At 47.2% G+C, this 13,657-nt stretch carries 6 protein-coding genes; 3 read left to right on the forward strand and 3 right to left on the reverse strand.

The genetic code is table 11. From position 1 onward, the window contains the following. Positions 1-20 precede the first annotated feature (20 nt). A complete protein-coding gene (locus IM638_19950) occupies positions 21-950 on the forward strand; it encodes a TonB family protein (protein ID MCA6365316.1) in 930 nt (309 codons plus the stop codon). A gap of 309 nt (positions 951-1,259) precedes the next feature. After that, on the forward strand, positions 1,260-2,186 hold the full coding sequence (locus IM638_19955; GenBank protein MCA6365317.1) for an energy transducer TonB: 927 nt from the start codon (positions 1,260-1,262) through the stop codon (positions 2,184-2,186). 29 nt (positions 2,187-2,215) lie between these two features. Here the strand turns inward: IM638_19955 and IM638_19960 are convergent, their stop codons facing one another. Further along, positions 2,216-3,046: a universal stress protein gene (locus tag IM638_19960; GenBank protein MCA6365318.1), complete on the reverse strand. Its 831-nt coding sequence runs from the start codon at positions 3,044-3,046 to the stop codon at positions 2,216-2,218. A 264-nt stretch (positions 3,047-3,310) separates the two neighbouring features. Here IM638_19960 and IM638_19965 point away from each other — a divergent pair, with 264 nt between their 5' ends. Then, positions 3,311-8,497 carry a T9SS type A sorting domain-containing protein gene (locus IM638_19965; GenBank protein ID MCA6365319.1) on the forward strand — a complete coding sequence of 1,729 codons (5,187 nt, stop codon included), beginning with the start codon at positions 3,311-3,313 and terminating at the stop codon, positions 8,495-8,497. 56 nt (positions 8,498-8,553) lie between these two features. Here the strand turns inward: IM638_19965 and IM638_19970 are convergent, their stop codons facing one another. Continuing rightward, positions 8,554-10,017 carry a hypothetical protein gene (locus IM638_19970; protein ID MCA6365320.1) on the reverse strand — a complete coding sequence of 488 codons (1,464 nt, stop codon included), beginning with the start codon at positions 10,015-10,017 and terminating at the stop codon, positions 8,554-8,556. Positions 10,018-10,088: 71 nt separating this feature from the next. Next, positions 10,089-13,538, reverse strand: a complete 3,450-nt coding sequence (locus IM638_19975; protein MCA6365321.1) for a M4 family metallopeptidase — start codon at positions 13,536-13,538, stop codon at positions 10,089-10,091. Between the last annotated feature and the right edge of the window lie 119 nt (positions 13,539-13,657).

Consider the following 13,657-nt stretch of genomic DNA (forward strand, 5'->3'; position numbering starts at 1 on the left):
CAACCCTTTATTCAACCCCAATGCTGATCAAACATCTTCTGCTTACTCCGATAGTGTTGTTTTGTGCATTTTCAATCAATGCACAAATAACAGCCGATTCGTCATTTACCGATTCAATTGGTTTATGCTGGAAAGGGAAAGTGCAAAGTGGAAAAATGGATGGAGAATGGACTGCAAGAGATTGCCGCACTAAACGATTACTGATTATTACCAATTTCAGTAGTGGTAAAAAACAGGGGGAAGAACGACATTGCAATACGAAGGGAAAGAAAACGGCAATTTATCAGTACAGTGAAAATAAGTTAAACGGCACTACTGTCTATTTTTATGGCAATACGGGCGATACGCTGGGTTGCGTGAATTATTCCAACGGAGTTATTCACGGACAATGGCGTATTTGTGACACCAACGGACGCACCATGCGCTTTGTGGAGTGGGAGATGGGGAAAATTAAATCGGCTTTTCCTGAAGTGGATAAATTTACACGGCATGAGCCCCCGCGCAATTATCGTGATTATGCAGCATTGACAGCAAGGATTATGGAGGCTGAAACTGAGATAGTCAGTCAGTCGCTTAAGGAAAATAACAATGCACAGGCCCCGCCCGATTCTGTTTACAACATAGCCGAAGTGATGCCTGAATTTCCGGGTGGAATGAATGAACTGATGAATTATCTCAGAACAAATATCATTTATCCTGCAAAGGCAAAAACAGATGGGAAACAAGGAACGGTTTATGTGGAATTCCTGATTACAAAAACAGGGAAGGTGACCAATGTGCAAATAGTAAAGGGCGTGGAGGGAGCGCCCGAACTTGCGGAAGAAGCAGTTCGCGTGGTAGAGCAAATGCCCGACTGGAAACCGGCATTGGAAAAAGGGAAACCGGTTGCCGCCAAAATGACGCTGCCGGTGCGTTTCAAATTGCAAGGCCCTTCACCCGCTGGGAAGTAAGTAGCAGCACAATGATAAATTCAATTTGTAAATGTGTAAAGTAGTAATCTTTTTTACTGTGCTGCTGTTTTGTATTAACAAAGATGTTCAGCATACAGAAGATTTATCAAACACCGAATCGAAAGGGTTGCTGTGGAAAGAAAAAACCAGCAACGGCCGTATAACCGATACCTGAAAATACTGTGCAAGCTTTGTGTGCTTTATTTTCACCGTAATGTGTGTCGATGGTGTACAACATATATATTAATTACTGAAAATATTACTGATTTAATCTATCTTTATCGCGTACATAATTAACCCTGTTTATCAATGAAAAAAGTACAATTATTCCTCAATATAATTTTACTGATAAATTCCACTTCACTGTTTGCAAATAACAGGAAAGACGATGATGATCTTTGCTGGAATGGCGAAAAGGAAAATGGACAAAAAACTGGCGAGTGGATAGCCACTGATTGCAAGACCGGAATTAAAAAAATATCAACGTTTTATTTGGCGGGCAAAAAAGATGGCACAGAAACACATTATCAGCAAAACGGTAAACCTCAGTCAATATATACCTATTCAAAAGGCAAAATAAATGGACTGGTTGTACATTTCACTCCTTTGAATGCGGATACGCTGGGTGTAATTAATTATGTAAATAATGTGCCGGAAGGTGAATGGCGTTTGTTTAACTGGAAAAAAAAACAGATTGCAACTATTACTATCAAAAAGGGTAAGATAGAAACCTCATCGCCATTAATGAAATTTACAAATATTAAACCGCCTCCCTCCGATTACAGACGTTACTTTAATGATTCACAGAAATATATTGGAATATATTATATGAATCAACAAGCTTTTGCTGATTTCAATAAAACCAAAAATTCTGGTGATAGTGTTCAGGTTTATTCAACAAATGAAGCGAAAGATTCCGGTGCTGAATTACCAGTATTCCGAGGTGGACAAAGTGAAATGATGGCGTTGATTCAAAATAATCTAGTATATCCACTTTCGGCACGGGAAACCGGAAGACAAGGGACAATTTACATTAGTTTTATTATCAATGAAGATGGAAGTATTTCCAATGAAGAGGTAATCAGTACCAGCAGTGCATTGGAAAAAAAGGCACCTGATCTCGCCGGTGAATCATTGCGCATTGTTAGTTTGTTTCCTCCATTTACACCGGCGGTTTTAAACGGGAAGCCAATTAAAGTGAAAATGATATTGCCTATAAGATATGTATTAAAATAACGCGACAAGAGATTCTGGCCGATTTTGCTTCACTCCGCATGCACGGCAAGCAGCGGCACATGGCTTTTGTAGGCCATTTCCGTAGTATGCGATTCGTTGAGCAGGCGGTCGAGCCAATTGTGTTTGCGCGGCATCATCACTACCCAGCCAGCCTGTTCGGAAGCTACAAAAGCGTTTAACGCAATTGCAAAATCTTCGCTGCTGAGTGTGTGCCAGCTATGGGGTACACTGCCGAGTTTTAGCTCGAGTTTGAGTTTTTCTGCGGCTTCACCGGCGTGTTCGGCTTGTTCGGGACTATCTGTAATGTGCAGCAGCAACAGGTGCGAGTTGAACAATCGGCGAAGTTCAAGAAGAGGCTGCAGTACATTGGTATTGGATAGGTAGCCCAAATCGCAAGCCACAGCAATTTTATCGGGCACCAAAAACTGTTGCTCGGCATCCACGCTCAGCACCGGACAATTCAACTTGTGCATGAGCATGGTGGTTACACTGCCCATGAGACGGCGTTGTACAAAGCCGCCGCCCTGCATACCGGCCACCACAAGTCCGGCCTTTTCCGCTTCGGCCACACCGGCAATTTCATCTACCGCCATGCCGCAGCGCACAATTACTGATACATTCAACGCATTGTGATACTTGCCTTGCAGCCGGTTGGCTTCCTGCTCAAGCCGTTTTTTATAACCTTCTTCCAGCTCATCCACCGAAGGCATAGCTACCGGGAATTCAGACGTAGGAATAGGAATGTGAAACACATGCATCAGCACCAGCCGGCTTCCGGTACGATACGAAAGCTCGGCCGCATAGTTGATGGCGGCAGCAGCGGCAGGAGAAAAATCGGTAGGTGCGAGAATGGTTTTCATGACGTTGGCTTTTTCCGAAAGTTAATCAGCCTGCCAGCCATGATACATGATGTTTATCAGCGCGGTTAGTGATTTTGGGCAGTTGATTTTGTATTCCTGTGAGTTCACAGCATAAATACGTCAAAGCTTAGATTATACAAGGGTTAAAGCCGGATTAATGTGTGTTAATTCTACTTCATTGCAGCTCTAATTTAATCAGATGCCAAAGTTGAAAACAGGTGATGGCCATAAGTTTGTATTGCTGATGCAACAAATCAGAAAACTATGGAAAACGTAATTCGTAAACTCAATTTGCTGATGCTGCTTGTGTTTTTCGGCAGCTCCTTAATGGCACAGGTAAATTTAACATCCGGACTGGTAGCCTACTATCCGTTTGATAATTCTACTGCCGATTTCAGTGGCAATAATAACAATGGTACAGCTTTCAACAACACCTGGTACATTCAGGACCGTAATGGAAATGCATTTGGTGCAATTAGTATGGGAGGCACCAGCAATCAGGGGCGGGTGCAAATAAATAACAGCCCTACACTTCAGTTTACCACTGCAGCTTCTTTTTCATGCTGGTTCCGGCTTAGCAGCAATGTGGCGTCAAACGGTTTCGGAAACCCTGTGGCCGGAGGAAATCACTGCTTGTTTTCGAAAGAAGGCGATCAGGGCAATGGCCTTCATGCCATGGCAAGCCTGTCGGGCTCCAATCTTACCACTTTTGTGGGGAATGTAAGCATGACCAACATTTCGGCTATTACACCATCCTATACAATTAACAATTGGGTGCATTACTGCTACATTATGGATGCCACCGAACAACGCATGTATATTAACGGTGTACTTGTAGCTACAGTTGCCGGTGCTCCCAATTTTGCAACCATGAACGGCCGGCAGTTGACGATAGGCCGTTTTGGTTACAACTGGTATCCGATGAATGGGTCGGTGGACGATTTTCGGGTGTACAACCGGGTACTGAACCAACAGGAAATTACTGAACTTGCACAACCTAATCCTGTATCAATGGCCGTGACCGGAGTTTCACCGGCCACAATTTGTGCCGGCGATTCAATTACGGTGAACTACACTTTTAACGGAACTATTTTCCCCGGAAATGCTTACACACTTGAACTTTCTGATATTGCCGGTACATTCAACTCAGTTGCCGAGTTGGGTAGTGTAGCCAGCCAGAGTGCAACCGGTCAACTTCGCTATCGCATTCCGGCTGGTGTTCCTTCGGGTACACAATACAAGATCAGATTACGCAGCAGTATGCCGCTAACTACCAGCCCGGCTTCAGCGGCGACGCTAACAATTAACGGTACGATTGGCAACGTACCTCCTTCGGCCAACTATCGATATGCCGGCTCGCTGGGTAACAGGCATTTTTATTTTCACTATTCCGGTACACAGACATGGGGAACGGCTCAGACCAACTGCGCAGCGCTGGGCGGGCATCTTGCCGTAATTCCCGATGCCACAACCAATATTTACCTTACCCGGAACCTGAACGGCAATGTCTGCCACATTGGCTTCACCGATCAGGTTACGGAAGGTAACTTCCAATGGGTAAACGGCATACCGGTAACCTATACCAACTGGAATTCTGGCGAACCCAACAACTCGGGTAACGAAGATTTCGGCACAATGAATTCTGCCGGATTCTGGAATGATGTAAACGGATCGGCTTCTTTTAACTTCTATCTCGAACTTCGTCCGGTATCCTCACCCGCACAAATCTGCGCAGGCAGCACACTTACGCTCACTGCCATGAACGTGGCCGGAGCGGCTTACTCGTGGAGTGGTCCCAATGGCTTTACGTCCACACAACAAAATCCGCAAATAGCCAACGTTACGCTTGCTGCTTCGGGCACATATACCGTAACCATTTCGGCAAACGGATGCAGCAGTTCATTTACCACTACTACTACTGTGCTTCCACAACCGCTAAACATCGGTCAGACTCAATCCCTGCCCGTATCACTAAGTACCGGATTGGTGTTGCACTATCCGATGAACGGCAATGCCAACGATGTGAGCGGAAACAATAACAATGGTACAATTTTCGGAGGTGCGCTTCCTGCTGCCGATCGTTTCGGAAACCCCAACAGTGCATTAAGTTTTGATGGTGTGAATGATTATATTGATGTACCGGATGGCACATATTTTACGGGAAGTTCATTTTCAATAAGCTGTTGGTTTTATGCACGTACATACGCCAACTGGTCGCGTATAATCGATTTTTCGAACGGAACTCCGTCAAACAATGTATTGCTGGCACTCACCAACGGAAACTCCAGCCTTCAGGCACTTGTAGTGAACGTAGGTGCTACAAACGGCCCTACATTAACGGTTCCCAATGCGCCCGCAGCCAACCGCTGGCAACATATTACTGCCACATGGAGTAACGGCACTGCCACAATTTACTTAAACGGCGTGGCAGTGGCCAGCGGAGCCATTTCAACACCGGCAAACGTAGTACGTACGATCAATTATATAGGCCGCTCACCCTGGGCCGGCGATGCGTACGCCAATGCCATTTACGATGATCTGCGCATTTACAACCGCGCCTTAACAGCAGGCGAAGTACAGCTGCTTACCGGCGAACAGCCCTTCGCACTGGCTTATCAGAGCAATCCGGCAAGTACTTGTCCCAACACTACTGCTCAGATTGTCCTGCTTAACTCACAGCCCGGCATTTCGTATCAGCTGCAACTGTTGCCCGCCGCTACCAACGTGGGCGCCGCACAAACGGGCAATGGCGATACGCTTTTCTTTACCACCGGCACCATCACCGCAAATACCAACTTTCAGCTTGTAGCCACCAATCCTGCTACAGGTTGTGTATCTGCATTACCGCAGGTGCAGGTTTCGCTGCTTAACGCATCGTTTGTACCCACCGGCATCGGTGCCTCGCGCTGCGATCCGGGTACAGTCACAATTTCTGCTTCAGGAGCGGGTGTTGGCTCTGTATATCGCTGGTACACCGCCGCTACCGGAGGCCCCGTTTTGTTTACCGGACAAAATTTCACCACTCCGTTCATTTATACAACCACGGTTTACTATGTGTCTGTTTTTAACGGCACCTGCGAAAGCGGACGTACTGCGGTAACTGCTACCGTAAACTACGCCACAGCTCCTGCGGTTGATTTGTACAGCGGACAGATTATGCGTCTGGATTTCGACAACAACCTGGCCGATTCGAGTGGCAGCGGAAACGATATGTTGTTCTGGTCAACTGTCGGCTACACCACAGACCGGAACAATCAGCCCAACTCAGCCATTCAAACTACAGGTTCGGGACACCTGTATATGAATAATCCGCTCGGTTCGGAATTCAATGCGCTCAACAATCAGGTTACTATTTCCATCTGGGTCAATCAGCAACCCGGCAACTGGGGGCTCTACAGCCCGCTGCTCAATAAATATAATTCCTTTGGCGGCCTGTACATGGCTGTAGATAATTACTACAGTTTATCCGCACAAAGACAGGAAAACCGTGTACGCTGGCGGGTTTCGGCAAATACATTTTTAAACAGTAATACGGATGTACCTTATAACGAATGGCATCACATTGTGTGCGTGTATGGCGGCAATCAGTTGCGCATCTACCAGAACGGTGTACTCACCGGCACACTTAACGATCCGAACGGCATTACCAACACCGCAGTAGATGTAAAAATCGGTGAGCAAAGCAATGGACTGGGTAATGCAAACTGGCTTGGGAAGTTTGATGATGTAATTGTATATAACCGTGCACTGAACGCCGACGAAATTATGGCGCTTTACAACAACGGCAGTGTGGCCTTTGCCAACGATCCGCTTTGCGAAGGTGGTACGCTTCAGCTTTCGTCGCCGGTAATTGCGGGCGCTGCTTACCAGTGGAGCGGCCCCAACAGCTTTTCATCTACACAGGCTGTGCCGGCTGCAATGCCCAATGCAACTACCGCGCTGGCCGGAACCTACTCGCTGGTGATTACCAATCCCAACGGATGTGTATCATCGCCGCAATTGCAGCAGGTGGTTATCAATCCGCTTCCCGGTGCGCCCGCTGTACAAGGTGCAACCGTGTGCGGCAGCGGCAACGCCACACTCACAGCCACTGGCGGCAGCGGTTATGCGTGGTACAGTTCGCCCACCAGCACCACCGTGCTCGACAACGATTCAAGCTACACCATCAACAACCTCACCGCTACCGATACATTTTATGTATCAATAATCAGTGCTGCGGGTTGTCAGGGGCCACGCGCGGCAGTAATTGCCACATTCAATCAGCCGGTGAACACCAGTTACATTTCTACCGGTGCCACAGTGTGTAACAGTACTTCAAGTGCAGTTGTCAACCTGCAGTCGTCGCAGGCGGGTGTATCGTATCAGACATTTGCGGGCAGCGCGGCTGTGGGCAATGCGGTTACGGGCACAGGCTCGGCACTTTCCATCAGTATTCCGGTTGGTTCGCTGGCTGCGGGTAATAATGTGATTACCATTCAGGCTACGCAGCCGGGTTGCGGCACGGTTACATTAACCGATACCTCGCTTGTAAATGTGGTTGTGCCTGCTGTGCCTGTAGTTACTGCATCGGGTCCGCTCACATTCTGCACAGGCGGTTCGGTTACGCTTACTGCCGGCAACGCCTCGTCGTGGCTGTGGAGCAATAGTGCAACCTCGCAAAGTATAACCGTAAACCAGTCGGGCACCTTTACCGTGTCTGCCACCGATGCATTTGGCTGCAGCGCCGCATCGCAGCCGGTTACTGTAAACGTGGTAGCTCCGCCTGTGGCATCACTCAGCAGCTCAGGGCCGCTTACGTTCTGTCAGGGCAATACCGTTACACTCACTGCGCAGGGAGGCAGCAGCTATTTGTGGAGTACTGGTTCTTCCAGCAGCGCAATTACAGTAAGCAGCGCCGGCAGCTATTATGTAATTGCATCAAACGGTTCGTGCGCCGATACTTCAGTAACGGTAAACGTAACTGTAAATACACTCCCGCAGGTTAGCGTGCTGCTTACACAAGACACGTTCTGCATCAGCCAGACACAATTTACTCTTAGCGGCGCAAGCCCGGCCGGAGGTGTATGGAGTGGCAACGGCGTTAGCGGAAATAATTTCAGCGCACAGGCTGCAGGCGCAGGCCTGCAAACCATTATCTACACCTATACCGATTCGCTTGGCTGCAGCAATTCGGCTTCGCAAGTTGTTTGGGTAGATATTTGCACCGGTTCGGACGCTATGCAAGTCGATACATTTACTATCTATCCCAATCCGGCCAACAATTTACTTACCATTACCACAGGCCTCAATACGCCCATGCAATTTGAACTTACCGATATGAGCGGAAGAACGGTTCGTACATTCACCGTACTTTCCTCACATACACTCGACGTAAGTGAAATAAGTACCGGCGTTTATTTACTGCGAAGTATCGGTCTGGAAATAAAAACAATGAAGGTTGTCATTCAATAACCTGAACAATCAACAATCAAAGAGGCAATCTTGGAAGCACTGAGATTGCCTCTTTTTCAGGGTTTGATGTAATTGAGTTGTTTGAGAAGAATATTCAACGTGGCATTCAAACTGCCATCTACGGACCCGTCGGAAAGTTTTAGCAGATTGTTGCGCAGTAATTCCACATCCTGCGGCTTCCAGCCTTTACGCAACGTATCAAAAAAATCATTGTAGAATCCAAAACCCCAGTCCTGATAAAGTTTTCTTACCAATTTATCATTTGCTGCCCTTAGCCCGGCTTTGCGGTTACCGATCAGTACCTGAGCGAGAATGAACATGATATAATAGGTATGATAGCGCGCGTCTTTTTGTTTTTTCAGCTCATTTAAAAAGTCTTTACTTTTTTTAAACAGCGTATCCGTATCGTGCGCTTTAAGTTCGGGCCATGCATAGGAATATACTTCCAGCCGGCTCATCCATACCAGCGAATGTTTGTCTGGAATTCCCTTTTCCTTATGAAAGCGTAGCAGGTCGTCGCAATTTGAAAGTGCTTCGGAGTAGCGTGCAGTAGCAATTTGAATAGAAAGCAGATTGAGATAAATTGCTTCACTGCGTTTATGACGAAGGGTAGGGTAGGTGTTGATCAGTTCAGTGAGCACCTTCATGTGATTGTACGACTCTTCCGCATTATTATTGTGATACGCCAACATGGCTTCGGCCACTTTAAGCTGAAAACTGATAGCCACATCGCCGCCCGGTTCGTAAATGGCCGCTGGCATGGCCGGGCGTGCAGCAAGCATTTTGCGACAAGCTGTAAGGTGATGGTAAACTGATTTATCTTTTACCATTTTTGTGGAGGCCGAAATGGTAAACCGGGTAAAATGGTAATAAAACTGAAGCCGTGGAAACTGCCGGTGTCTGCGTGCCAGCGTACTCATCTGATTAAACATGGCATCCAGATCAAAGTCCTGTCCGAACACACTCAGGGCAATTTTCCGGTTCAGCTCGCGCATTTTCAGCAAGGTTGCATAGGCCGCAGTTGCCTCGGCATGTTGTACGAGCAATTTCTCAATACGCTCCACATCGTGTAATACGTGGGCTATATAAATGCGCTGGTGCAGCACATCGGGAAGCAGTTCAAGTACCTGATCGTTAAAGGCATTTTTATATAAAACCTCAAGCCTTTTATCGGCCATATTAAACTGTGCATCGAGCAAAAGCTGACGGCAGCGGTAATATTCGGCTTCGTACGGCAGCAAATCAGAAGCCGTATCACCTGCCGGTTTTATGACCTGCTCAAGTGTTTCGGCCAGTTTTTTTCTTAGTTTGAAAAAACGATTGCGTAATACATCAAAACTCTCCTTTTCGCGGGCATATACAAAGTTTACGGCTTCGTAAGTATTCAGCAGCTTGTTGTCCCGCTTCGCTATAAGCTCAATAAGTCGTAACATTTTAGGCGAATCAGCAAATTCGCGTTTCAGCCGGGCTTTTTCGTGCTCATTCAGTTTCTGATAGCTGTCGCGTATGAACTGATTCATGACTAACAATATAAAACAAAAATAGCTGTTGCATTTTCATACAACAGCTATTTCAGATAAGACAGGATAAATTAATTCTTCACCAGCTTTACCGTTTGTACCCGGCGGCCGTTTTGCCAAACTTCAGCAAAATACACACCGGCCGCCAGTTCCATTTGCAGCGCAAAACGATGCTGCTGCGGCTGAATTTCACTGAGCAGCCGGCCCGATGCATCGGTAATACGCACCTGAATCTGATCGGTGGCAATCGCTTCGGGCAGTTCGAAAGTGAGCTGGCTGGCAAACGGGTTGGGATACACACTGAGCAAACTTGACTGCGTTTCGCTGATGCCGTTGGGCATAATTGTAATTGTTTGCGAAATCTGATCACAACCTACACAATTGCATGCCAGCAGCGTAACGGTATAAGTACCCGGTGCTGAATAGGTGTGTGTGGGATTTTGAAGTGACGATGAGGGCGTGTTGTCGCCGAAATTCCATGTCCACTGTGTGGGTGAGTTGGTGCTGTTATCCGTAAAGTTTACAGGCACCAGATTTTGCGGCCCTGCAGGCAGATAGGTGAATGCCGGCGAAGGAGCTACAGTAAGCTGGGTGGATGTCCAGGAGAGCTTAAACCCGGGATAAGTCACCGAACCATCAGATGAGAATACAATAAACAGTGAACCTGATGCCGAATTGAACGTAGGATTTGATGGCATCTGATCATCGAAAAACAGGAGTGGGGCGCTGGCACTGGTTCCGTCGTAAATCGACAGATAATCATAGTTAATTTCCAGATCCATTGAATCAATGGTGATCGTCAGGTTATTGGCGCAGGTTGGAGTAATTGTGAACGTACAGTTCTGGTTGTCGGAATAATCGCCGTTAGGGCCACCCGAATCGTACAAAATACCGGAAAGTGTACTTAGCGACTGATTCTGGCAGATATTGGCCGCATTTACAACCGTGATGTATTGGATTTGTGTAAGACTGTCGCTGCCAAATGCATTTGCACAAACCAGTTTTACCGGATATATGCCGGCCGTGTTATACACAATACCTGAAGGATTCTGGCTGGTTGACGAGGTGGTGGCGGCTCCTGTAAATGTCCAGTTCCACGAGGTGGGTGCGAAATTGGAAAGATCAAAGAAGTTGGCATTTCCTCCGGCAATCACGATGTTGTTGTTTACCGTAAAATTGCAAACGGGCGCCTGTGTATTCGCTACAAAATAAACCATGTAATCTTCTACCTGTCCGCGTACCGGACTGTGGCAGCCTGATGTAATGGTGTTAATATCGGAAATTACACGCATGCGTAAACGGGTGTTTAGTGTAGCCGCAAACGACGTATTGACAATTCCCTGATGCACATAAGCAGGTTGACCGGCCGGTGTGTTGTAAATACGTTCGTTAGTCTGGAATGCCCCATCGTTGTTGTAGTCGATGTATGCAGCCACATACTCCGCTGCAAGTCCGTTTGCATCCGTGTGTATGGTAATCGGGTAAGTAGCGCCTGCAATGAGCAAGGTAGAATCGGCACAGGTAAAATCGCTGAAACCATCAATGGCATTGGCTGATGAATAGTTGATTGTATTAAACTGTACCTGTGTAATCCCCTGGTTGCAGCAGAAGTTTTGTGTAGCCGGGTTACAGCTCGACGGAATAGGTCCGGGAATATTGTTTACGGTTACTGTAAATGTGGTCGTATCTATGCCGGAACAAAAGCCAGTTCCAGAAGCAATAAGCGTTACACTATAAGTTCCCGCCGCATTGTAAATGTGTGTGGGCGAGTTTTGTGTCGATAAGGGGCTGCTGTCGCCAAAATCCCAGCTGAATACGTTGGCATTGGCAGAGGTATTGTTAAATGTTACACTTGCCGGAACCGAGCAGCTGATTAACGGTGAGGGAATTGCAGAAGCAGCTACCACGTATGTATTTATTCCGCCCACGCCCACTGCATACCACGCATTGGCAGTTTGAATAACCTGCGGCGAACAGGCTCCGAACAAATCTTCCGCAGCCTGTTCTGCCCCTACGCGCGCATCCAGAAACGTGGAGTTCGGGGTGAGATACACCGTAAGGTTGCGGTAAGTAATGTCGCTGGCATCACTCATGCCAATGGCGGTTACATTATAGGCATTGCTCAGGTCGTTGGTGCCTGAACCGCCCTGACAAAGCAGGTAAAACCAGAAATTCTGAATTCCGCTGTCGTAATGAACAATATCGCCGTTGTTGAACCAGAGTCCGCCATAAGTATCCGCACACTGAAACTGGTTAGGGTTTGCCATGTTGCGGAAAGGCTGCCCGCTGCTATTGGGGCGCACAATCTGATCGCCGATAAACCAGGATCCGGCTGTGGGATTGTAAGTAAAGCGTATAGCAGCGCCAAACACATCGCTGAACGATTCATTAAGCGCACCCGACTCACCGGCATATACCAGTGCTGCTGAAAATTCAGTTACACCGTGTGTGTATTCATGGCCAACAATTTCAAGTGAGGTGAGCGGGAAATAGTCCACGCCGTCGCCATCGCCGTATGCCATGTTTGTGCCGTTCCAGTAGGCATTTACATATAAACCGTCATGCACCTGACACAGTGCCGGCATACCCGCATTATCTTGTCCCACACGGCCGTAACGCTGATTAAAAAAGTCATACGTCATTTCTGTGCCCCAATGCCCGTCGGTTGCAAATTCATCAAGCGCGGCATTGGCCTGCCAGAAATTATCAGTATCAAAAATATCTGTAGGGCCAGGAGAATAGGTATGTATTCCACCACCACGACCGGTTTCTTTAAGCCGGTATGAAGTGGGGGATATGCTGTCGGTAACAATTGTTTGCGCACCATTGTGCCCGGTTACCGCCACACCATTCACGTCAATATGATACATGCGAAGCTGCTTGGCTACCAGCGCGCCGGTTTGTGCATTTACAAATACCCAGTTCCGGCCAATGGGTTCGTGCGCAAATACATCCACTTTCCAGGTAAGAAACCATTGCCCTGCATCATTTTTGCACACACGCAGTGCGGCTTCCTTTATTACCTGATCGCGCTTCAGTTCACCGGTTTCCCACTTGTACTTTGTGGCTCCCGTAATTTTCACAGCCGCATCAAGCGCCTGTGCATTATTCAGCAGAAGCATGTTTGATACGTTGATTCCTTTGTAATATTCACCGTTGGCAGAAACTACTTTGCCGTTTCGTGTATGTACGTAATACACGCCCCCTTCAACCTGTACATGGTTATACAACTGTCGGTAGCGGTAATGAACCATACCATATTTGTCATTCTCAGTAGCGTATAGTTCAAAGCGGGTTTCGTTTCCAGCCTTCAATAGTTGTTTAAGCCAGTTTTCAAAGCCGGTGTTTATTGTTAATGGTTGTTCAAAAACGGCAAAAGCTAGTGTTTGCCGCTCATCGCTGATGACTACTTTTTTGGTGCCCGGCACTACACGTTGTGCATCGGCGCCTGTATAAACAGCAGCTCCGGCCGACACAGCTACAGCAAAGGCGAGTACAAATGCGCTAATTTTTTTAAACATGGTGTTGAGTTTGGTGAGAGGATCGGGGAGATTCTTGTCTTAAGATAATTAATTTATTTTACCTGCTGAACAAGCATTGGGTTTCGGTGTGAAAAAACACGTTGGATTCCCGGAATTCA

The sequence above is a fragment of the Bacteroidota bacterium genome, assembly GCA_020402865.1.
Taxonomy (GTDB): domain Bacteria; phylum Bacteroidota; class Bacteroidia; order Palsa-965; family Palsa-965.

Coding starts and splice junctions, on each gene's coding strand:
- IM638_19955 (MCA6365317.1), top strand. CDS start 1,260: ATGAAAAAAGTACAATTATTCCTCAATATAATTTTACTGATAAATTCC.
- IM638_19950 (MCA6365316.1), top strand. CDS start 21: ATGCTGATCAAACATCTTCTGCTTACTCCGATAGTGTTGTTTTGTGCA.
- IM638_19970 (MCA6365320.1), bottom strand. CDS start 10,017: ATGAATCAGTTCATACGCGACAGCTATCAGAAACTGAATGAGCACGAA.
- IM638_19975 (MCA6365321.1), bottom strand. CDS start 13,538: ATGTTTAAAAAAATTAGCGCATTTGTACTCGCCTTTGCTGTAGCTGTG.
- IM638_19960 (MCA6365318.1), bottom strand. CDS start 3,046: ATGAAAACCATTCTCGCACCTACCGATTTTTCTCCTGCCGCTGCTGCC.
- IM638_19965 (MCA6365319.1), top strand. CDS start 3,311: ATGGAAAACGTAATTCGTAAACTCAATTTGCTGATGCTGCTTGTGTTT.